The 20,379-nt window shown below is 61.3% G+C and carries 18 protein-coding genes; 5 read left to right on the top strand and 13 right to left on the bottom strand.

Annotated features, from left to right (window positions below; translation table 11 throughout):
• Window positions 1-22 precede the first annotated feature (22 nt).
• The 11 genes from astD to acs all read right to left on the bottom strand — a co-directional run bounded on the left by astD (window position 23) and on the right by acs (window position 13,155).
• Window positions 23-1,492 carry a succinylglutamate-semialdehyde dehydrogenase gene (gene astD / locus BLV47_RS07275; RefSeq protein WP_167365685.1) on the bottom strand — a complete coding sequence of 490 codons (1,470 nt, stop codon included), beginning with the start codon at window positions 1,490-1,492 and terminating at the stop codon, window positions 23-25.
• Window positions 1,489-2,514: an arginine N-succinyltransferase gene (gene astA, locus BLV47_RS07270; protein ID WP_016968175.1), complete on the bottom strand. Its 1,026-nt coding sequence runs from the start codon at window positions 2,512-2,514 to the stop codon at window positions 1,489-1,491. Before astA ends, astD begins: the two co-directional genes overlap by 4 nt.
• An 85-nt stretch (window positions 2,515-2,599) precedes the next feature.
• Window positions 2,600-3,619, bottom strand: coding sequence for an arginine/ornithine succinyltransferase subunit alpha (gene aruF, locus BLV47_RS07265; RefSeq protein ID WP_092311601.1), 1,020 nt, complete (start codon window positions 3,617-3,619; stop codon window positions 2,600-2,602).
• 132 nt (window positions 3,620-3,751) lie between these two features.
• Window positions 3,752-4,972, bottom strand: coding sequence for an aspartate aminotransferase family protein (locus tag BLV47_RS07260; RefSeq protein ID WP_092311599.1), 1,221 nt, complete (start codon window positions 4,970-4,972; stop codon window positions 3,752-3,754).
• Between the two features lie 365 nt (window positions 4,973-5,337).
• Entirely contained in the window at window positions 5,338-6,318 is a 981-nt protein-coding gene (argR, locus tag BLV47_RS07255) for a transcriptional regulator ArgR (protein WP_092311596.1), read from the bottom strand.
• 112 nt (window positions 6,319-6,430) lie between these two features.
• Window positions 6,431-7,195, bottom strand: a complete 765-nt coding sequence (locus BLV47_RS07250) for an ABC transporter ATP-binding protein (RefSeq protein ID WP_011062773.1) — start codon at window positions 7,193-7,195, stop codon at window positions 6,431-6,433.
• Between the two features lie 23 nt (window positions 7,196-7,218).
• Window positions 7,219-8,331, bottom strand: coding sequence for a succinylglutamate desuccinylase/aspartoacylase family protein (locus BLV47_RS07245; RefSeq protein ID WP_092311593.1), 1,113 nt, complete (start codon window positions 8,329-8,331; stop codon window positions 7,219-7,221).
• A 1-nt stretch (window position 8,332) separates the two neighbouring features.
• Window positions 8,333-9,031, bottom strand: coding sequence for an ABC transporter permease (locus tag BLV47_RS07240; protein ID WP_016968103.1), 699 nt, complete (start codon window positions 9,029-9,031; stop codon window positions 8,333-8,335).
• The gene (locus tag BLV47_RS07235; RefSeq protein ID WP_016968104.1) at window positions 9,028-9,717 is read right to left on the bottom strand and encodes an ABC transporter permease; all 690 of its coding nucleotides are present in this window, start codon (window positions 9,715-9,717) and stop codon (window positions 9,028-9,030) included. Before BLV47_RS07235 ends, BLV47_RS07240 begins: the two co-directional genes overlap by 4 nt.
• Window positions 9,718-9,809: 92 nt before the next feature.
• Window positions 9,810-10,586, bottom strand: a complete 777-nt coding sequence (locus tag BLV47_RS07230) for an ABC transporter substrate-binding protein (protein ID WP_092311590.1) — start codon at window positions 10,584-10,586, stop codon at window positions 9,810-9,812.
• Between the two features lie 613 nt (window positions 10,587-11,199).
• A complete protein-coding gene (gene acs, locus BLV47_RS07225) occupies window positions 11,200-13,155 on the bottom strand; it encodes an acetate--CoA ligase (protein ID WP_092311587.1) in 1,956 nt (651 codons plus the stop codon).
• Window positions 13,156-13,567: 412 nt separating this feature from the next.
• Here acs and BLV47_RS07220 point away from each other — a divergent pair, with 412 nt between their 5' ends.
• From BLV47_RS07220 to BLV47_RS07210, 3 genes are all read left to right on the top strand, one after another.
• Complete coding sequence (locus BLV47_RS07220) at window positions 13,568-13,831, top strand: DUF2790 domain-containing protein (RefSeq protein ID WP_016968107.1); 264 nt, start codon at window positions 13,568-13,570, stop codon at window positions 13,829-13,831.
• Between the two features lie 671 nt (window positions 13,832-14,502).
• Window positions 14,503-15,750, top strand: a complete 1,248-nt coding sequence (locus BLV47_RS07215; protein WP_060840605.1) for a ribonucleotide-diphosphate reductase subunit beta — start codon at window positions 14,503-14,505, stop codon at window positions 15,748-15,750.
• A 156-nt stretch (window positions 15,751-15,906) separates the two neighbouring features.
• Window positions 15,907-16,887 (top strand): hypothetical protein, encoded by a 981-nt coding sequence (locus BLV47_RS07210; RefSeq protein ID WP_092311584.1) that lies wholly within the window; start codon window positions 15,907-15,909, stop codon window positions 16,885-16,887.
• A gap of 39 nt (window positions 16,888-16,926) precedes the next feature.
• On the opposite strand, the gene BLV47_RS07205 is transcribed toward BLV47_RS07210, so the two are convergent.
• Window positions 16,927-17,742, bottom strand: coding sequence for a sulfite exporter TauE/SafE family protein (locus BLV47_RS07205; protein WP_092311580.1), 816 nt, complete (start codon window positions 17,740-17,742; stop codon window positions 16,927-16,929).
• Between the two features lie 113 nt (window positions 17,743-17,855).
• Here BLV47_RS07205 and BLV47_RS07200 point away from each other — a divergent pair, with 113 nt between their 5' ends.
• On the top strand, window positions 17,856-18,647 hold the full coding sequence (locus tag BLV47_RS07200; RefSeq protein WP_092311577.1) for an AraC family transcriptional regulator: 792 nt from the start codon (window positions 17,856-17,858) through the stop codon (window positions 18,645-18,647).
• A gap of 106 nt (window positions 18,648-18,753) precedes the next feature.
• Window positions 18,754-19,071, top strand: coding sequence for a helix-turn-helix domain-containing protein (locus BLV47_RS07195; protein WP_092311574.1), 318 nt, complete (start codon window positions 18,754-18,756; stop codon window positions 19,069-19,071).
• A 101-nt stretch (window positions 19,072-19,172) separates the two neighbouring features.
• Here BLV47_RS07195 and BLV47_RS07190 read toward each other — a convergent pair whose 3' ends face one another.
• Window positions 19,173-20,231 carry an MBL fold metallo-hydrolase gene (locus BLV47_RS07190; RefSeq protein ID WP_092311571.1) on the bottom strand — a complete coding sequence of 353 codons (1,059 nt, stop codon included), beginning with the start codon at window positions 20,229-20,231 and terminating at the stop codon, window positions 19,173-19,175.
• Between the last annotated feature and the right edge of the window lie 148 nt (window positions 20,232-20,379).

The raw sequence follows: 20,379 nt of genomic DNA, 5'->3' as shown, positions 1-20,379 counted from the left end.
GCCGGCGAAAAGGCCCCGCAAATCAGGACAAGCGCACACCCGGCGTCAACGCGCTCGGCAGCACCAGGCTCGGGGTTTCCAGGGAAGCCACCGGGTACGCGCAGTAATCCGCCGCGTAATAGGCACTGGCCCGATGATTGCCCGAAGCGCCCACACCACCGAAAGGCGCGCTGCTGGCGGCGCCGGTCAGCTGCTTGTTCCAGTTGACGATGCCCGCCCGGCTTTCCAGCCAGAACTGCTGGTAACGCTCGGCGGAATCCGACAACAGGCCGGCAGCCAGGCCGTACTGAGTGTTGTTGGCCTCGGCGATCGCCGCATCGAAATCAGCGTAGCGGATCACCTGTAGCAGAGGCCCGAACAGCTCTTCATCGGGACGCTCAGCCACCGCCGTGACGTCCAGGATCCCCGGCGTCAGCAAGGCCGCCTGAGCCTGGGGCTGGGTCATTTCCAGCAAGGCCACGGCGCCATTGGCCAGCAGTTGCCGTTGCGCATCCATCAGCGCGCGAGCAGCGCCCAGAGAAATCACCGACCCCATGAACGGCGCCGGCTGCTGGTCATAGGCACCGACATCGATGCTCGCGCTGACCGCCACCAGGCGCGCCAGCAACGCATCACCCCAGGCGCCTTGCGGCACCAGCAGGCGGCGGGCGCAGGTGCAGCGCTGGCCGGCCGAAATGAAGGCCGACTGGATGATGGTGTACACCGCGGCGTCCAGATCAGCGACCTGATCCACCACCAGCGGGTTGTTGCCGCCCATTTCCAGGGCCAGGATCTTGTCCGGGCGCCCGGCGAACTGCTGGTGCAGATGATTGCCGGTACGGCTGGAACCGGTGAAGAACAACCCATCGATACCCGGATTGGCGGCCAGGGCGATGCCGGTTTCCCGGGCGCCTTGCAGCAGGTTGAGAACCCCTGCCGGCAAGCCGGCTTCGATCCAGCACTGCACCGTCAGCTCGGCGACTTTCGGCGTCAGCTCGCTGGGCTTGAACAGCACGCTGTTACCGGCCAGCAACGCGGGAACGATGTGCCCGTTGGGCAGATGCCCGGGGAAGTTATAAGGGCCGAACACCGCCACCACGCCGTGGGGCTTGTGTCGCAGCACAGCGGTGGCGTCGCCCAGCGGGCCGCTCTTCTCGCCGGTGCGCTCGCGGTAGCTCTGCACCGAGATGGCGATCTTGTTGACCATGCTGGTGACTTCGGTGGCGGCTTCCCACAGCGGTTTGCCGGTTTCCTCACCGATGCAGCGGGCCAGTTCGTCGGCCCGCGCCTTGAGACTGGCGGCAAAGGCTTCGAGCACGCCGATGCGCTCTTCCAGGGAACGCTTGGCCCAGGCTGGAAACGCTTGGCGGGCGGCCTGCACGGCGCTCTCCACTTGCGCGGCCGTAGCGCCGTTGCCGGACCAGATAACCGCCTGGGTCACCGGATTGACTGAGGTGAAGGCTTCACCCTGGCCTGCCAGCCATTGGCCAGCGATGTACAGCGTGCTCATTATTTCGACTCCCGAGAAGCAGACAGCGGAACCGCGCGGACCTGGTCGCCGGCGTTGAGTTGCAGGCGCTTGGCGGTCAGGGGATCGACCACCAGGGTGCCCGCGGCAAAACGTGCCGGCGCCGCGGTGATGCGGCAGTCCTCGCGCTTGCGGTTGTGGATCAGGAACGGCGTGGCGTCGTCGCCCGGGGTGCCGATGGCCAGCACCAGCGCCTGGCTGTCACGCACCGCGCGGATCTTGCTGGTTTCGCACTCCACCGCCGGACCGGCATCGAAGATGTCGACATAGCCCTGGTAACTGAAGCCTTCGCTCTTGAGCATGGCCAGCGCCGGCTCGGTGTCGGTGTGGACCTTGCCGATCACGTTGCGCGCATCCTCGGACAAAAAGCAGGTGTACAGCGGGAACTTGGGCATCAGCTCGGCGATGAACGCCTTGTTGCCAACCCCGGTCAGGTAGTCGGCCTGGCTGAACTCCATCTTGAAGAAGTGCCGGCCCAGGCTTTCCCAGAACGGCGAGCGGCCGTTCTCATCGGACATGCCACGCATCTCGGCAATGATCTTGTTGCCGAACAGTTGCGGGAACTCGGCGATGAACAGCATCCGCGCCTTGGCCAGCATGCGGCCGTTGAGGCCAGTGCGGTAATCGGCGTGAAGGAACAGCGAGCACAGCTCGGAGTTGCCGGTCAGGTCGTTGGCCAGGAACAGCGTGGGGATCTCGCGGTAGATGTTCAGCTCCTGGGAGGCGCTGACCGTCAGGCCGACCCGGAAGTTGTACCAGGGCTCGCGCAGCCCGACGGCACCGGCGATGGCGGAAATCCCCACCACCCGGCCGTTGTCGTCTTCCAGCACGAACAGATAGTCCGCATCGCCGCGCTCGGCTTCGCCGCGAAAGGTCTTTTCCGCCCAGCCGACCCTGTGGGTCAGGCGCTCTTCGTTGGCCGGCAAGGTGGTGAGGCCGGTGCCGGTGCTGCGGGCCAGGTCGATCAGCGCGGGTAAATCGCTGCTGCGTACGGGACGAACGATCATGCTATCTCCTCAGACGCAGGCCGCTGATGGCCTGCGCGAAACTCGCTGCTTTCCAGGCATGCTTTCCAGGTCGTGGAAGCAGGCTTTAAACCGCCACCAGACGCACGCTGGCACCTTCACCGACGCCCAGGGCTTCGGCCGTTTGCAGATCCAGGGTTACCGGTTTGCCCGGGGCGTAATCCAGCTCCAGCAGTACCGCGCGGTAATCCTGCAGTTGGCCGTTGGACACTAGGTACTGACGACCGCCGCCCTTGAGGGCCTCGCCGATCTTCACCGGCACCACGCGGCTCTGGGCAATCGAACGAATCCCCGAAACCCGTGCATGCAAGGTCGGGCCACCGTCGAAAATGTCGATGTAGTGATCGGTTTCAAAACCTTCGCGCATCAGGATGTCGAAGGTGATCTGCGCCCGCGGGTGCACCTGGCCCATGGCTTCCTGGGCCGCGTCCGGCAGCAGCGGCACGTAGATCGGGTAATGCGGCATCAGCTCGGCGAGAAAGGTCCGGCTCTTGAGGCCGCACAAGCGCTCGGCCTCGGCGTAGTTGAGGTCGAAGAAGTTGCGCCCGATGGCGTCCCAGAACGGCGAATCACCGTGTTCATCGCTATAGCCGACGATCTCGGTCACCACCGAATCGGCGAAACGCTCCGGGTGACTGGCGACGAACAGCAGGCGACCGCGGGAGTTGAGCTCCGACCAGGGTGAGCCCACCAGCTCCGGCACCACGTAGAAACTGGTCAACAGGCTGTTGCCGGTCAGGTCGTGGCACTGGGACAGGACATGAATCTTGTTGTGAATCTTCAGCTCGCGGGAGGCGTGGACGAAGGTTTCATTGCGGAAGCTGTAGAACGGCTCGGAATAACCGGCGGACGCGACGATGGCAGAACAGCCCACCAGCTTGCCGCTGTCGGTATCTTCGAGGACGAAGAAATAGCTTTCCTCACCGTTGAAGCTCACCTCGGCGGCAAACGAAGCCTCGCTCGCGGCGATCTTGTCGCGCAGGCGATCCACATCATCCGGCAAGGAGGTGACACCAATCGGGCTGTCTGCAGCCAGACGCTGTACCTCGCCCAGATCAGCCATTTGCGCGGGGCGCATCACCAGCATGGTGTCACTCCTTACTCTAAAACAGGTCGGAAACCGTCCGACGCAGGGAAAAAAATGCCGGGACAGCCCGGCACAGGAATTGGGCTCGACACCGGCTGCAAAAGCCGGCGCCGAGGAGTACTGCAACCTGGATCAGGCTTGAGTCAGTTTCGCCACGGCACGCTCGAAGCGATCCAGGCCCTCGTCGATATCGGCGTCTTCGATCACCAGGCTCGGAGCGAAGCGCACCACGTCCGGACCGGCCTGCAGGATCATCAGGCCTTCTTTCTCGGCGGCGTTGAACACGTCCTTGGCCTTGCCTTTCCAGGCTTCGCTGAGCACGCAACCGAGCAACAGGCCCAGGCCACGGACTTCGCTGAACAGGCCGTACTTCTCGCCGATCTGCAGCAGGCGAGTCTTGAAACGATCGTGCTTGGCTTTCACGCCATTGAGCACTTGCGGGGTGTTGATCACGTCGATCACCGCCTCGGCCACCGCACACGCCAGCGGGTTGCCGCCGTAGGTGGTGCCGTGGGTGCCGACCACCAGGTGCTTGGCCAGCGCTTCGGTGGTCAGCATCGCCGCGATCGGAAAACCGCCGCCCAGGCTCTTGGCGCTGGTGAGGATGTCCGGGGTCACGCCGTAATACTGGTAGGCGAACAGCTCGCCGCTGCGGCCCATGCCGGTCTGCACTTCGTCGAACACCAACAGCGCGTTGTGCTGATCGCACAGCTCGCGGGCGCCTTGCAGGTAGGCCAGTTCGGCCGGCAGCACGCCGCCCTCACCCTGGATCGGCTCCAGTACCACGGCGCAGGTCTTGTCAGAAACCGCGGTTTTCAGGGCTGCAAGGTCGTTGTACGGCACATGGGTAATGCCGGTGATTTTCGGGCCGAAGCCGTCGGAGTACTTCGACTGGCCGCCAACGTTCACGGTGAATAGGGTACGGCCGTGGAAGCTGTTGAGCGCGGCGATGATTTCGTACTTCTCGGCACCGAAACGATCGTGGGCCACGCGACGGGCCAGCTTGAAGGCGGCCTCGTTGGCTTCCGCACCGGAGTTACAGAAGAACGCGCGCTCAGCGAAGGTGGCGTCGATCAGCTTGTGGGCCAGGCGCAGGGCCGGCTCGTTGGTGAAGACGTTGGACACATGCCACAGCTTGTTGGCTTGCTCGGTCAGAGCTCCCACCAGTGCCGGATGGGCGTGGCCCAGTACGTTGACCGCGATGCCGCCGGCGAAGTCGATCAATTCCCGACCCGACTGATCCCAGACTCGGGACCCCGCGCCGCGCACAGGAATGAAGGCCGCAGGTGCGTAGTTGGGAACCATCACCTGGTCGAAATCGGCGCGTTGCACCGGAGCTTGCTCAACGGACATCGGAGTCTCCTGAAGAGGAACACCCGCCTGGAACTGGCGAGCGATGGAGGGATTGTAAGGACAGTTTTGTGCCCGGCCTTGTCGCCAAGCGACAACTTCTTATAGCGCCAACCCCGGTTTTACGCGGGTTTATGGCAATGCGACAAATAGCGTCGCAAAGGCGCAGTTTAAACTGCGCAGGGCTCTAGCGGCAGATTCAGCGGGCATTTCGCCCAAGGTAATTATCCAGGTAGTTAGACGGCAACCCGGCACCATTTCTGTAGCGGCTATCGAGATTTAGAAGGGCGTGGCGCACGGGCGCGCTGCACCGGGCATAACGAGCTGCCCGCGCGATTCGCCGGCAAGCCGGCTCCTACAGGGCCAGGTCAGCCGCGTTCGGAGGGAACCGATGAGAGTTCGAACGGGCTGCTGCTGCGCCGTTGATTGCGATCTTCACGCGGGGTAGCGCCAAAGAAGTTGCGGTAGGCGCTGGAGAAGTGCGGGCCGGAGGAGAAACCACAGGACAGGCCGATCTGAATGATCGACTTGCTGGTCTGCATCAGCATCTGCCGGGCCTTGTTCAGACGCAGCTCCAGGTAGTACTGGCTAGGCACGCGGTTCAGGTATTGCTTGAAGATCCGCTCCAACTGACGACGGGATACACAGACATGCTGGGCAATCTCGTCGGTGGTCAGCGGCTCCTCGATATTGGCTTCCATCAGCAACACCGCCTGAGTCAGCTTCGGATGGCTGGAGCCCAGGCGATTCTGCAGCGGGATGCGCTGGCGCTCGCCACCTTCGCGGATGCGCTCCACCACCAGCTCTTCCGACACAGCCCCCGCAAGCTCGGCGCCGTGATCACGCGCCAGCACCGCCAGCAACAGGTCCAGCACCGACATGCCACCGCACGCGGTCAGGCGATCACGATCCCAGTCGAACAGGTGACTGGTGGCGATGACCTTGGGAAAACGCTCGGCGAAATCATCCTGCCAGCGCCAGTGCACCGCCGCCCGATAACCATCGAGCAGACCCAGTTGCGCCAAGGGATAAACCCCGGCAGACAGCCCGCCAATCACACAGCCGGCACGCACCAGCTGCTTTAGCGCGCTGCTGAGGCCGGCGCTCATCGGCGCGGGCGGCTCGTCCGCCAGCAGGAACAGTTTCTGGCAGCCTTCCAGCTTGCCCGCCCAAGGCTCGCCCGGCAGTTGCCAGGCGCCTTCGGCCGGGGCTTCGGCCTGCAGGAACGCCAGCTCATAAACCACTTCCGGATGCACCCGCTGAGCAACACGCAAGGCCTCCTCGGCCAGCGCCAGCGTCAAGGCTTTAGTGCTGGGCCAAATCAGGAAACCAATTCGATGGGCAGTCATGGCGGGCAATCCGAAACGAAAACAGTGTTAGAAGCCAAGGGTGACAGCACCAAGTTAGATCATCTGGCGCGCGGTGCGCAGCATGACCTAATTTGGTGCACAACGGCAGTGATTACTTGAGGCTACCGGAGAGGAATTGTTGCAAACGTTCTGATTGCGGGTTCACCAGCACTTCCCGCGGGTTGCCGCTCTCTTCCACCACCCCCTTGTGCAGGAACACCAGCTGGTTGGAGACTTCACGGGCAAAGCCCATTTCGTGAGTCACCACCACCATGGTCCGGCCTTCCTGGGCCAGGGCCTGCATGACCTTCAACACGTCGCCCACCAGCTCCGGGTCCAGGGCTGAGGTCGGCTCGTCGAACAGCATGACTTCCGGCTCCATGGCCAGGGCCCGGGCAATGGCCACGCGCTGCTGCTCGCCGCCGGACATGTGCCCCGGGTAGGCATCCTTGCGGTGCGCCACACCCACCTTGGCCAGGTAATGCTCGGCCTTCTCGCGAGCTTCGGCCTTGGACACACCCAGCACGTGCACTGGCGCTTCCATGATGTTTTCAATCGCGGTCATGTGCGACCACAGGTTGAAATGCTGGAATACCATCGACAGGCGCGAACGCATGCGCTGCAACTGCTTGGGATCGGCAGCCTTGAGCGCGCCGTCCTTGTTGGCCACCAGCTTCAACTCTTCGTTGTTCAGCAGGATCTTGCCGGCATGGGGCTGCTCCAGCAGGTTGATGCAGCGCAAAAAGGTGCTCTTGCCCGAGCCACTGGAGCCGATGATGCTGATCACATCGCCGGCGGCGGCCTTCAGGGACACGCCCTTGAGCACTTCGTGACTGCCATAGCGCTTATGCAGGTCTTGGACTTCAAGTTTGTACATGCGGTCGGTTCTCACAAAAACAGTCAGTCGTTGAGCAAGCGCCCGTGACGCAGCGCTTCGCGCCCCGCCACCTTGGCCAGCCAGAAACCGGGTTGGGCATAACGCAGCCGCTCAACGGCGAACAACACGCCGCTGGTGCCAGCACACACCGTACTGACCCGATCGGATAGGGGATCAATCACTTCAAAAATCGGCTCGCCGACTTCCACCCAGCTCCCGGCCGGACGTAGAAAGCTCACCACGCCGGGGTGCGGCGCATACAGCCACTCGGTGCCTTCAAAGGGCATGGCCTCGCAGGCATCGCGCCCGGGTGCCGGCCACTCACCGGCAATCAGCCCCTGCTCGGCCAGGAACGCCAGAATGCCTTCGGCATGCGCCTGGGCCTCAACGCCCCCGGTATCCGCCTGACCGCCCAGTTCCAGCGTCGTGGCCAGGCAGGCCAGAGGAATCGCCGCCTCAGGGAACTGTTGCGACAGACGCAACCAGGGCAGCGAACAGGCTTCATCGAACGAACTGCCACCGGAATCCTCCGCCAGCAGGCCAACCTTCACATCCAGATGCGCAGCCAGCGAGCGCCACTGCGGCCAGTGCTGCGGCAAGGCATACATGTGCAGGGCCGCCTCGGTATCGCAATGCAGGTCCAGCACCACATCGGCCGTGCAGGCATGGCTCAGCAGCACCCGCTGCATGCCCTGCAACTGACTGGCAGCTGGGGGCAGCTCGGCCAGCACCGCGCTCATGGCCTGGCGGATCAAGCGCACGTTGGCGTGGGGGTCATCCCCCAGAGCGCCTGCCAGACGCTGGGCCACGGGCGCGCTCAACTCGACGAAATCACGGTTGAAATTCTTGCCGCTGCCGGCCTCGAAACGCCCCTGGTGATTGCCTTGCAGCAACTGCCCCAGACCCAACGGATTGGCCACGGGGACCAGCTCGACAACACCGTTGAGGGCGCCCTGGGCCTCCAGCTCGGCCAGGCGCTTTTTCAGCTCCCAGGCGGTGCGCATGCCCGGCAGTTCGTCAGCATGCAGGCTGGCCTGGATATAGGCCTTGCGCTCGCCGCTGCCGAAACGGAACACCGAGATGCTGCGCTCGCAGCCCAGATGGCTCCAGGGCAATGGATGATCGATACGCTGCATATCAGTGCTTCCGCGGTGCCAGGTAGCGCAGCCAGCGGCCTTCGGCCAGCTTGAACAGGCGCACCAGGATAAAGGTCAGGCACAGGTAGAACACGCCGGCAGTGATATAGGCCTCGAACGGCAGGTAGTACTGCGCGTTGACCGTGCGCGCCGCACCGGTGATGTCGATCAGGGTCACGATGGACGCCAGACTGGTGGTCTGCAGCATCATGATCACTTCGTTGCTGTACTGCGGCAGCGCACGGCGCAGGGCCGACGGCAGGAGAATCCGGCGGTACATCTTGTAGCGCGACATCCCCATGGCCTTGGCCGCCTCGATCTCGCCATTGGGCGTGGCCCGCAGGCTGCCGGCGATGATCTCCGCGGTGTAGGCGCTGGTATTGATGGCAAAGGCCAGGCAGGCGCAGAAGGTTGCGCTAGACAGCCAGGGCCAGAGGAAACTCTCGCGCACCGCCTCGAACTGGGCCAGGCCGTAGTAAATCAGGAACAGCTGCACCAGCATCGGCGTGCCGCGGATCACGTAGGTGTAGAGCCAGGCCGTCATGTTCACCAGCGGCTGCTTGGAAACCCGCATCAGCCCCAGAGGCAAGGCCACCAGCAAGCCGAAGAACAGCGACAGGGCCAGCAGTTTCAAGGTGGTCAGCAAGCCGCTGAAGTACAGCGGCAAGGCGTCATAGATGACGTTGTAGTCGAAGATCATAGATCAGCCGCCCTTACGCCTACCGAGTAGCGCTTCTCAAGGTGACGCAATGCCAGCAACGAGACACTGGTGATCACCAGGTACATGGCCGCCACTGCGAGGAAGAAGGTGAAAGGCTCACGGGTGGCATCCGCCGCCTGCTTGGCCTTGAACATCATGTCTTGCAGGCCCACCACCGAAATCAGCGCGGTGGCCTTGGTCAGCACCAGCCAGTTGTTGGTGAAGCCGGGAATCGCCAGGCGAATCATCTGCGGCACCATCACCCGGAAGAACACCTGGAAACTGCTCATGCCGTAAGCCATGCCGGCTTCCGCCTGCCCCTTGGGGATCGCCATGAAGGCGCCACGGAAGGTTTCCGACAGATAGGCACCGAAGATGAAGCCCAGGGTGCCGATACCGGCCGCCAGCGGATTGAGGTCGATGTAGTCGTCGTAGCCCAGCAGCGGCGCGACACGGTTCAACAAGTCCTGGCCGCCGTAGAAGATCAGCAGGATCAGCACCAGATCGGGAATGCCACGGATCACCGTGGAATACAGGTCGCCAAGCCAGGCCAGCCAGCGCACCGGCGAGAGACGCAGGGCGACCCCGATCAGACCCAGAACGATGGCCAGGGCCATGGACGACAAGGCGAGCTGAAGCGTCAGCCAAGCGCCATCGAGGATGACAGCCCCGTAGCCTTTCAACATGATTCAGGTCCTCGAAAATTGGGATGAAAAAATGGCGCAAACTTCAGAGATTCTGCTGCTTGCGCCATCTCGGACTGACTGTTTCGACGGTCTTACTTGCCGTAGATGTCGAAGTCGAAGTACTTGTCCTGGATTTGCTTGTACTTGCCATTCTCGCGAATGGCAGCGATGGCAGCGTTGATCTTGTCCAGCTCGGCCTTGTCGCCCTTGCGCACCGCGATTCCTATGCCGTCGCCGAAGTATTTGACGTCGGTGAACGACGGCCCCACGAAGGCGAAGCCCTTGCCAGCGTCGGTTTTCAGGAAGCCGTCACTCAACAGGGTAGCGTCCGCCACGGTGCCGTCGAGGCGGCCGGCGGCCACATCCAGGTAGATTTCGTTCTGCGAGCCGTAAGGCTTGATCTGTGCGCCCTGGGGAGCCAGCACTTCACGGGCGAAACGCTCATGGATCGAACCGCGCTGCACACCGATGTTCTTGCCCTTGAGCTCGGCCAGGCCGTCGCTGACCTGAGTACCGGCCTTCATCACCAGACGCGCCGGGGAGTTGTAGTACTTGTTGGTGAAATCCACGGATTTCTTGCGATCGTCGGTGATCGACATCGACGAGAGGATGGCGTCGATCTTGCGCACCTTCAGTGCCGGGATCAGGCCATCGAACTCTTGCTCGACCCACACGCACTTGACCTTCATCTCTTCGCACAGCGCGTTGCCGATGTCGTAGTCGAAACCGACGATGCTGCCATCCGGCGCTTTGGAGGCAAACGGAGGGTAGGCCGCTTCGATACCAATTTTCAGAGGCTTTTCATCGGCGAAAGTCGGCAGGGAGAGCACGGACAGTGCCAGGGCGCCAAGAAGCACGAGTTTCTTCATCTTAGAACTCCATCGGTAAAGGGCGAAAACGGCAGAGTGAGCGACAGCCCAATATGCGAATGGGTAAAACTGCAAAGACGGCGCTGCGTCCTGAGAAGCCCGGAAGAGGACTCACACACAGGCAACGACGAGCGAGTGACCGGCATTCTAACGACAGGCTGGAAGCCGATATTTCCTCAATGCGACAACAAATTACAGAAGCATCGAGAATACCGGGGGAGCACATTGACAGCTCTTCAAAACTATGCAAGAGCAAATGACAGGGAACCGATCTACGCTGCAAATTGCGGGCCTATTATTGGCAAAGCCTTCTATTCCGGCAAGCGCAGCGTGATGACTTATTTTTTATATGGATATAAACAGCCCTGAAATGGGGCTCGGCGTTTCCCATTGCCCCGAAAATGGGCGCCGGGTTACATCTTCAACGGCATCGGTAACATTCGAACCCGGCAGATGGATAAATCCGATATTTATTCGCTCGCCTGCAGCGGCAAGCGGGCCTCACAACTGGCCCGCGGAGGCTGTAGCGAGCGGCTTGCCGGCGAATCGCCCCGGCACAAAAAAGCCCCGCCCGGCGCAAGGCCGGGCGGGGCTGGGTGACTCGGAACCCGCCTCAGGCGACGTTCATGGTCTTGTGAGTGTCGATCAAGTGTTGCACCACGCTTGGGTCGGCCAAGGTAGAGATATCTCCCAGACCGTCGTACTCCGCAGTCGCGATCTTGCGCAGAATCCGCCGCATGATCTTCCCGGAACGGGTCTTCGGCAGTCCCGGCGCCCATTGGATGACATCCGGCGAGGCGATCGGACCGATTTCCTTGCGCACCCAGTTCTTCAGTTCCAGACGCAGGGCTTCGCTCGGCTCTTCGCCACCGTTGAGGGTTACGTAGACATAGATGCCCTGGCCCTTGATGTCGTGAGGCACGCCCACCACCGCCGCTTCGGCGACTTTCGGGTGCGCAACCATGGCGCTTTCGATCTCGGCGGTGCCCATGCGGTGCCCGGAAACGTTGAGCACGTCGTCCACCCGGCCGGTGATCCACCAGTAGCCGTCTTCGTCGCGACGAGCGCCGTCACCGGTGAAGTACATGCCACGGAACGTCTTGAAGTAGGTATCGACGAAGCGGTCGTGGTCGCCGTACAGCGTGCGCGCCTGACCTGGCCACGAATCGAGGATCACCAGGTTGCCTTCGGCGGCGCCCTCGATGATGTTGCCCAGGTTGTCCACCAGGGCCGGCACCACACCGAAGAACGGACGCGCGGCAGAACCCGGTTTCAGGGCGTGCGCCCCCGGCAGCGGGCTCATCAGGGTGGCGCCGGTTTCGGTCTGCCACCAGGTGTCGACGATCGGGCAACGGGATTGGCCGACGTTCTTGTAGTACCAGTCCCAGGCTTCCGGGTTGATCGGCTCGCCCACCGAACCCAGCAGGCGCAGGCTGCTGCCATCGGCGCCTTCGCAGGCTGCCGTGCCCGAGGCCATCATGGCGCGGATCGCGGTCGGCGCGGTGTAGAGGATATTGACCTTGTGCTTGTCGACGATCTTCGCCACCCGGGTCACGTCCGGATAGTTCGGCACGCCTTCGAACAGCACCGTGGTAGCGCCGTTGGCCAGCGGGCCATAGACGATATAAGTGTGGCCGGTGACCCAGCCGACGTCGGCGGTGCACCAGTAGACTTCACCCGGACGGTAGTCGAACACCCGCTCATGGGTCAGCGATGCATAGAGCAGGTAGCCGCCGGTGGTGTGCTGCACGCCCTTGGGCTTGCCGGTGGAGCCGGAGGTATAAAGGATGAACAGCGCTTCCTCGGCGCCCATCTCTTTCGGTGCGCAGACGCTGCCGGCGACCTTCATCAGGTCTTCGTACCAGATGTCGCGATGCTGGTTCCACTTGATGTTGCCACCGGTGCGCTTGCACACGATGACCTTCTGGATGCTGCTGGTTTCCGGGTTGGTCAGGGCATCGTCGACATTGGCCTTGAGCGGAACCTTTTTACCGGCACGGATGCCCTCGTCGGCGGTGATCACCACTTTCGAACGGCAGTCGATGATGCGCCCGGCCAAAGCTTCAGGGGAGAACCCGCCGAATACCACCGAGTGGATCGCACCGATACGGGTACAGGCCAGCATGGCCACCACCGCCTCGGGAATCATTGGCATATAGATAGTCACCACGTCGCCACGGTGCACGTCCTGGCCACGCAAGGCGTTGGCGAACTTGCAGACTTCTTCATGCAGCTCGCGGTAGGTGATGTTGCGGCTTTCGGAAGGATCGTCGCCCTCCCAGATGATCGCGATCTGATCGCCACGCTCGGCGAGATGTCGATCCAGGCAGTTATAGGAGACGTTCAAGGTGCCATCGGCAAACCACTTGATATCGACATGGTGATCGTCGAAGGAAGTCTGCTTCACCGTGGTAAAAGGCTTGATCCAGTCGAGACGCTTGGCCTGTTCACGCCAGAAACCGTCCGGGTTCACGACCGACTGCTGGTACATGGCCTTGTAGGTCGCCTCGTCAGTCAGCGTATTGGCCAAAACCTCGGGACGAACGGGATACAGAGAAGCCGCACTCATCTTTCTTACCTCGGTGACATAGTTGTTTTTGTATGACCCCGTTGTAGCCCGGGGGGCGCCTATAGAACCATTCGACGATGGTAGTAACAACCCCCTGCGAAATGCCCGGCTATTTGCCTCCCCCCTTCAAGAACGCTGGTTACAGCGACATTCACCCTCGGCAAAAATGCTCAAGCGGGCACCCGGCCAGGCCTTTTTCGGCGATTGTTACAAAAACTGTCAAAGGTGTTTATCAAAAGTGCACCTATATGAGCTGCCACCCCGGGCCTAAAATCTGTCTCGCCAAACAGGCAATCTGATTAACCAAGTTGCAGCCCCCACGAAGGCAGTTAATCAATCGTTTACTCAAGCTCCACACGCAGCCTCATAAAGGCTGCGTGACCCCACACGACCTTAGAAAGGTAAAACGCAAATGAAAGCTTTATTAGTTCTGGCCCTCAGCAGTCTGTGCGTTACCGCGATGGCTGATGAGATCCCGACTGATGTCGCACAGCAACAAGTACCGGTAGAGGAATACACTTACTCCACTGATCTGGATATCGCCAAAGTTATCTCCATGAGCGAAGTTCCAGAAGTCTGCGAAGTTGTACCAGCGCGTATGGAATATGAAGACTCCCACGGTCAACGACATATTCTTCAATACCGTGTAATGGGCAACGGTTGCTCTAACGGTTAATAGCCAAGTTCATTGCATAGACCTTGATGACTGCCGGCCGCAAGAAATCCCTCTTGCGGCAAAGATGCCTCGCCAGCTCCCGTTCGGGGTCCGGCCAGAAGCATCGCTCCCACGACGTGCGACCACGGCAATCGCACGCAACCTTTTCGCCGCCGCCGAGGCCGGTTCCCAGCCCCTTACCTGGCCCAATCCGGGTCGATTTGAGTTGTGTTCAAAACAGTGAAATGGCTTGCAAAAACACAACATCTAGTAAAATTGGCTATTTTTTGGCCATTTCCGGCTGATTTTTTCCAGCCCGAAAAAAAATCTTCCGCGGTCAAAGCCTTGTAAACCCGCGCTTTGCTCTGGGTCCCCTGCCTTCCTTGGCCCGCCTGCGCCCATCGGTCACCCCACGAGCCGGAAAATATCCTTATAATGCGTCCTCAAAACGGGCCTGCAACATTCCCTTACCGGATGAAAACGACCTGCTGATTCCCGCGCCGGAACCGAAAGCCTCAGTTCCGCCCGACAGCAGCCTCAAGGCACCCGGACACATATTTCTGTTTATTGCCTGCGTTCACAGCTGCAACAAACGATTTCTATTGATTTAACGCGGCCAGTAGCGCCGTGTGAAAAGCCAACCCTTTTGTTTTCACACGGGCATCTGGCCCTCGAGCAGGAGACGACACGTCATGCTGAGCTGGGACGAATTCGACAAAGAAGAAGGCGAAGTTGCAGTCAAAGGCGCCAACGCCGGCCACGCCACTGAAGCCAACATGGACCGCCTCGACAGCGCCGGTGGTGCCGCAGCTCTGGAAGCCCGCGCCGTGACCGCCAACGACTCCGCTGCCGTTGCCCGGGCCAAGGCGTCCCTGGACCAGCTCGACATCGCCGAGGGCCTGGCCGAGCTGGAAGGCTCTTCCGCCCGCGTCGCGGTTGACGAAAAGCGCATGATCAACTGCCGCGCCGACCTCAACCAGCTGGTGCCGTTCAAGTACGACTGGGCCTGGCAGAAGTACCTCGACGGTTGCGCCAACCACTGGATGCCGCAAGAGGTCAACATGACCGCCGACATCGCCCTGTGGAAAAACCCGGAAGGCCTGACCGACGACGAGCGCCGCATCGTCATGCGCAACCTGGGCTTCTTCTCCACCGCCGACTCCCTAGTTGCCAACAACCTGGTACTGGCCGTGTACCGCCTGATCACCAACCCGGAATGCCGCCAGTACATCCTGCGCCAGGCCTTCGAAGAGGCGATCCACACTCACGCCTACCAGTACTGCATCGAATCGCTGGCCATGGATGAAGGCGAGATCTTCAACATGTACCACGAGATTCCATCGGTCGCGAAGAAGGCCGCCTGGGGCCTGAAGTACACCCGTTCGATCTCCGATCCGAAGTTCGAAACCGGCACCGTCGACACCGACAAGGAACTGCTGCGCAACCTGATCGCCTACTACTGCGTGCTTGAAGGCATCTTCTTCTACTGCGGCTTCACCCAGATCCTGTCCATGGGCCGCCGCAACAAGATGACCGGCGTCGCCGAGCAGTTCCAGTACATCCTGCGCGACGAATCCATGCACCTGAACTTCGGCATCGACGTGATCAACCAGATCAAGATCGAAAACCCGCACCTGTGGGATGCCGAGATGAAGGAAGAAGCCACCCAGATGATCCTCCAGGGCACCCAACTGGAAATCGAATACGCTCGCGACACCATGCCTCGCGGCGTACTGGGCATGAACGCGGCGATGATGGAGGACTACCTCAAGTTCATCGCCAACCGTCGCCTGTCGCAGATCGGCCTGAAGGAAGAGTACCCAGGCACCACCAACCCGTTCCCATGGATGAGCGAGATCATGGACTTGAAGAAAGAGAAGAACTTCTTCGAGACTCGCGTGATCGAGTATCAAACTGGCGGTGCACTGAGCTGGGATTGATTCCCGGGTCAACGCAACCAATAAGAAGCCCTGACGTGTTCAGGGCTTTTTTATTGGCCGTGGAAACAGACAGCGCAGCCGGCCCATTAAATTGCGTGCAGGCTGCAAGAGCTGTGGTTATAAAGACCCCTCCCCCGCTTAAGGATCAAAGCGCTCATGAAATTCGATACCGCCTACTGCATCAGCCTCGACGACAAGTTGTCGATCTATGACGTGCGGGATCTGAATTTCGATGAAACCGTGGCTTTCGATTCCGCCCAGGAAAGCTTCCAGTGCCCCAACGATGAATGTCGCGCCGCCTTCGATGCCGCCAATCAGTTGGGCACCTTCAATGCCAAGAACGTCAATTACCTTCGCACCCCGCACTTCAAGAACCTGCCCGGCACGTTGCACATAGAAAGCTGCCCTTACCGACTCAGTAAAGGTGCCGGCAGCATCGAAGGCGCAGCCGCCGAGGATGAGCGCGAGGAACACTTCCCCTCGGAACTGCTGTTGACCCGCCGCGAGTACACACGCCGACCGAGCAGCCCGACCGCGGCGGTAGAAACACCCAGAGATAATCCGCCCGTTGCGCCAGCCGGCCTGCAAAACAACCACGCCGGGCGCGATAGCACTCCGGACAAGACCTGTGTCTTCGCCCACCCGGTGGAATGCTTCGTGTCGAACATCGACGACAAGGAACTGCTCAAGCGCATGCCGCTGAAAATCGGCGAGCACACCGCGTCCTACGCCTCGTTCTTCAAGAAGATCGAGTACCTGCTGGACAACAAGGGGCTGATCTACTGGGGCAAGATCAAGCAAATCAAGGACTACACCCAGAGCTTTCGCATCGATTTCGAGCAGAAGGTCTGGTTCAAGGCCGCTGACGAATCGAAGAAGAAGCCCTACTCGGTCAACGTCTACCTGAGCAAGAAGCTGGTCGACAACTATCGCAAGCGCAAAGCCTTCCTCGAAGAGATCAAGAGCGCCATCGACAGCCAGCGCGAGTTGTACTGCTTCTTCTACGGCGTCACCCCGACACTCCAGCAAGTACCGAGCAAGAAAAACCCCGAAGCGACCTTCGGGGTCTTCAGCGCCAACATCGAGAACCTGGACCACTTCGTGATCCGCGAGGCACCGGGGCTTCACGCACAGTAGCTGCAGCCTCCATCAACTCCTGCCCGAGCGATGCCTCTGTCACGTCAGGCACAGGCTGATCAGCACCGCCAGCAGCAGGCCGATATACACCCGCGCATGCACCCGATCCGGGATGCGACCGATCCAGGGCGTGGCCAGACGGATGCCCAGCAACGAGCCAAGGGACAATACCGAGAACGCCAGCAGGTCCACATAGCCGATGAACCCGGGGCCCAAATCGGATGGACTGAAGCGCGCCAGGGCCAGGTAGGTTGCGGTTCCGGCCAGGGCCACCGGTACGCTCAAGGGATTGGCCATGGAGGTGGCCTGGGTCATGCTCAGACCGCAACGACGTAACAGAGGTACTGTCATGACGCTGCCCCCCACCCCGAGAAAAGTCGCGATTACGCCTATTCCTACACCACCCAATAGCGTTTCGCCGGTCCCCAGGCGACGAGCATGACCCTGCTTCACCTGCTCAAGAAAGCCGCGCCGCAGCAGGCAATCGGCAATGGTGATGCCCAGGTAGGCAATGAAGGCATAGCGAATCACCTCGCCGCTGACCCAAATAGCCGCGGCCGCACCGAACATCGCCCCCAGGGCGATGTAGGCGCCCAGAGGCCACAGGTAATGGCGGACAAGATTGCCGGCCCGCTGATGCCGCCAGCTGGCCAACAGAGCGTTGACGATCATCACGCAAGTCGAAGTGGCCACAGCGACATGCATGGCCGAATGCCCCGCCGCCGAGTCCGGCCCCTGGCTACTCAGCAGCATCCAGTACAACAGCGGCACTACCACAAAACCGCCGCCGAAGCCGAACAGCACCGCACTGACGCCGGTCATGCAGCCAAAAAAAGCCAGCAGTAGATAGAACATCGAGCCGCATCCGTCCGAGAGAGAAGCTGCGGACAATAAGAGATCGAGCCCTGGCCGACTTCAGCATGCCAGCCAATAATGTTTGCGTTTACGCCAGCCAGGAATCTCGTCGCATGCGCAATATCTCCATCGACTCACTGGACCGGACACCGCGCCCGGTCGTGGCCATCGGCACCGACTATGCCGACGGCCAGTGCCTGCCGCGCCACAGTCATCGCCGGGCGCAACTGTTGTATGGCGCCACCGGAGTGATGCAGGTGGGCACCGCCCAGGGGAACTGGGTGGTGCCGCCGCAGCGGGCGGTGTGGATTCCGCCCGGGGTGGAACACGAGGTGCTGATGCTCGGGGTCAGCACCCGCAGTCTGTACATCGAACCCGCAGCAGCGCCTCTGGATAGCGACGGCTGCCAGGTGATCAGCGTCTCGCCCCTGTTGCGCCAGTTGCTTCTGGAAGCGGTGGAGCTTCCTCTGCAATACCCGCAACACGGGAGGGACGGACTGCTGATCGACCTGCTGCTGCATGAGTTGCAGCGCAGTCGCCCGCTACCGCTGCATATTCCCCTGCCGGCCGCCGGTGCACTGCTCGGGCTGTGCCAGGCCTTCCTCGCACGCCCGGATATTCACCAATCCCCGGAACACTGGGCAGGACAGCTGCATATCAGTTTGCGGACCTTCAACCGCAGCTTCCGCCAGCAGACGGGCATGAGCTTCATTCAGTGGCGACAACGGGCCTGCGTAGTCCTGGCCCTGGCCCGGCTGGCCGCGGCCGAACCGGTGACCCGCATCGCCCTGGACTTCGGCTATGAGAGCCCCGGGGCGTTCTCCACCATGTTCCGCCGGGTATTGGGGCAATCCCCCAGCACCTACCTGAATCAGGAGGCTGCGTTCCCAGGTAAAACCTTGTGACCAAAAGCTCGGGGGTTGGCAGTAATTGAATTTGATCAGCACGCAAAACAACTGTACAAATAAACAGTATCAAGTCAACGCGCTGCCTAACCTCCCGGAGAAAACCATGGCCTCTCTAGCGATGAAAATAACCCTGGAACGTATCGCCCTTTATCAGTTCACTCCGCAGCACTGTGCTCAGGCCCGCGACATGCTGGGCTGGGACATGGACCAGTTGTCCCGCGAGTCCAGCGTCTCGGTGCAAGCCATTCAGCGCTTTGAGGCCGGCTACGAGGTGCGCGACGTCACCCGGCTGGCCCTGGCGTTCTGCCTTGAGGCGCAAGGCCTGGTGTTCTTCCCCGGCTTCACCCCCGGCCGCGGCATGAACATCCGCGGAGCGACCCCCAATCCGATGGAGCGCCCTGACTACGCCATGATCGAATGATCGAGGGCCCCGGACAGTCACCGACATCGGACCGGCGCTCAAGGACGGGGTCCAAACCCGATGTATCAGGCAACTGGTCACCCTCGTGGCCAGTCCTGAAATTACGCGGACTCGATGCCCATCTGCTCCAGAACGCCATCCACCTCCAGCCACCAGGCGCTGCCCCGCTGAGGTTGCGCCAGGCTGAAGGCTTCGCCCATCTGCGGCGTGGTGATGTTGATGCTGCGTTCCCAGGCCAGGGCCAGGATACGGTCGAAGGGTTCATGCCAGGCATGCATGGCCAGGTCGAAGGTGCCGTTATGGATCGGCAGCAGCCAGCGGCCACGCAGATCGATATGGGCTTGCAGGGTTTGCTCCGGCTGCATGTGCACGTGGGGCCATTCGACGTTGTAGGCCCCGGTTTCCATCAGTGTCAGGTCGAAGGGACCGTACTGCTGGCCGATGCGCTTGAAGCCGTCGAAGTACCCGGTATCACCGCTGAAGAAGATCCGCGTCGGCCCATCGATCATCACCCAGGAAGCCCACAGGGTGCGGTTGCCGTCGAACAGGCCGCGACCGGAAAAATGCTGCGACGGCGTAGCGACAAAACGTATGCCGTCGACGTCGCACCCCTGCCACCAATCCAGCTGCCGCACCTTGCTCGCCGCTACGCCCCATTTGATCAGGGTGTCACCCACGCCCAGCGGAGTCAGGAAGTGTCGGGTCTTGTCCGCCAGGCTCAGCACCGTCTGGTGGTCCAGGTGGTCGTAATGATCGTGGGACAGGATCACCGCCTCGATCTCCGGCAGCGCCTCCAGGCTGATGGGCGGCTGATGAAAGCGCTTTGGTCCGGCCCATTGCACCGGTGAGGCCCGCTCTGCAAACACCGGGTCGGTGATCCAGAACTTGTCGCGCATCTTCAGCAACACGGTGGAGTGGCCCAGGCGAAACACGCTGTGATTGGGCGCTGCCAACAATTGTTCAAGGGTCAACGTCTGCACCGGGATCGCCCCTGCTGGACGGGTGTTGCGCGGTTTGTGGAACAGCATGTTCCAGAAGATCTGCAAGGTTTTGCCGAAGCCGGCACGACGCACCGGAGCATGGTTGCGAAAGGCGCCCTGCTCCTGACGAGAGGTTGGCTGACCAGAAGCGCGGGTCAGGCTGGACGAGACATTAGCCATGATTGAAAGGACTCCGTGGAACGCGGCAAGGTTCCGAGGTGGTTCTACGGGACGATCTACAGGCCAAGGCACGCAAGCATCAGCCGCCAATCATCGTTCTGAAGGAGAACTACACTACACAGTGTAGTTTCTAGATTGCAACAGGATT

The sequence above is a fragment of the Pseudomonas saponiphila genome, from assembly GCF_900105185.1.
Classification (GTDB): Bacteria; Pseudomonadota; Gammaproteobacteria; order Pseudomonadales; family Pseudomonadaceae; genus Aquipseudomonas; species Aquipseudomonas saponiphila.
The sequence above is the reverse complement of the archived record's forward strand: the minus strand, read 5'-3'. Positions and strand labels throughout refer to the sequence as shown.

Coding starts and splice junctions, on each gene's coding strand:
- BLV47_RS07260 (WP_092311599.1), bottom strand. CDS start 4,972: ATGTCCGTTGAGCAAGCTCCGGTGCAACGCGCCGATTTCGACCAGGTG.
- BLV47_RS07195 (WP_092311574.1), top strand. CDS start 18,754: ATGGCCTCTCTAGCGATGAAAATAACCCTGGAACGTATCGCCCTTTAT.
- aruF (WP_092311601.1), bottom strand. CDS start 3,619: ATGCTGGTGATGCGCCCCGCGCAAATGGCTGATCTGGGCGAGGTACAG.
- BLV47_RS07205 (WP_092311580.1), bottom strand. CDS start 17,742: ATGTTCTATCTACTGCTGGCTTTTTTTGGCTGCATGACCGGCGTCAGT.
- BLV47_RS07220 (WP_016968107.1), top strand. CDS start 13,568: ATGAAAGCTTTATTAGTTCTGGCCCTCAGCAGTCTGTGCGTTACCGCG.
- BLV47_RS07230 (WP_092311590.1), bottom strand. CDS start 10,586: ATGAAGAAACTCGTGCTTCTTGGCGCCCTGGCACTGTCCGTGCTCTCC.
- BLV47_RS07250 (WP_011062773.1), bottom strand. CDS start 7,195: ATGTACAAACTTGAAGTCCAAGACCTGCATAAGCGCTATGGCAGTCAC.
- BLV47_RS07190 (WP_092311571.1), bottom strand. CDS start 20,231: ATGGCTAATGTCTCGTCCAGCCTGACCCGCGCTTCTGGTCAGCCAACC.
- acs (WP_092311587.1), bottom strand. CDS start 13,155: ATGAGTGCGGCTTCTCTGTATCCCGTTCGTCCCGAGGTTTTGGCCAAT.
- astA (WP_016968175.1), bottom strand. CDS start 2,514: ATGATCGTTCGTCCCGTACGCAGCAGCGATTTACCCGCGCTGATCGAC.
- argR (WP_092311596.1), bottom strand. CDS start 6,318: ATGACTGCCCATCGAATTGGTTTCCTGATTTGGCCCAGCACTAAAGCC.
- BLV47_RS07245 (WP_092311593.1), bottom strand. CDS start 8,331: ATGCAGCGTATCGATCATCCATTGCCCTGGAGCCATCTGGGCTGCGAG.
- BLV47_RS07235 (WP_016968104.1), bottom strand. CDS start 9,717: ATGTTGAAAGGCTACGGGGCTGTCATCCTCGATGGCGCTTGGCTGACG.
- BLV47_RS07200 (WP_092311577.1), top strand. CDS start 17,856: ATGCGCAATATCTCCATCGACTCACTGGACCGGACACCGCGCCCGGTC.
- BLV47_RS07210 (WP_092311584.1), top strand. CDS start 15,907: ATGAAATTCGATACCGCCTACTGCATCAGCCTCGACGACAAGTTGTCG.
- BLV47_RS07215 (WP_060840605.1), top strand. CDS start 14,503: ATGCTGAGCTGGGACGAATTCGACAAAGAAGAAGGCGAAGTTGCAGTC.
- BLV47_RS07240 (WP_016968103.1), bottom strand. CDS start 9,031: ATGATCTTCGACTACAACGTCATCTATGACGCCTTGCCGCTGTACTTC.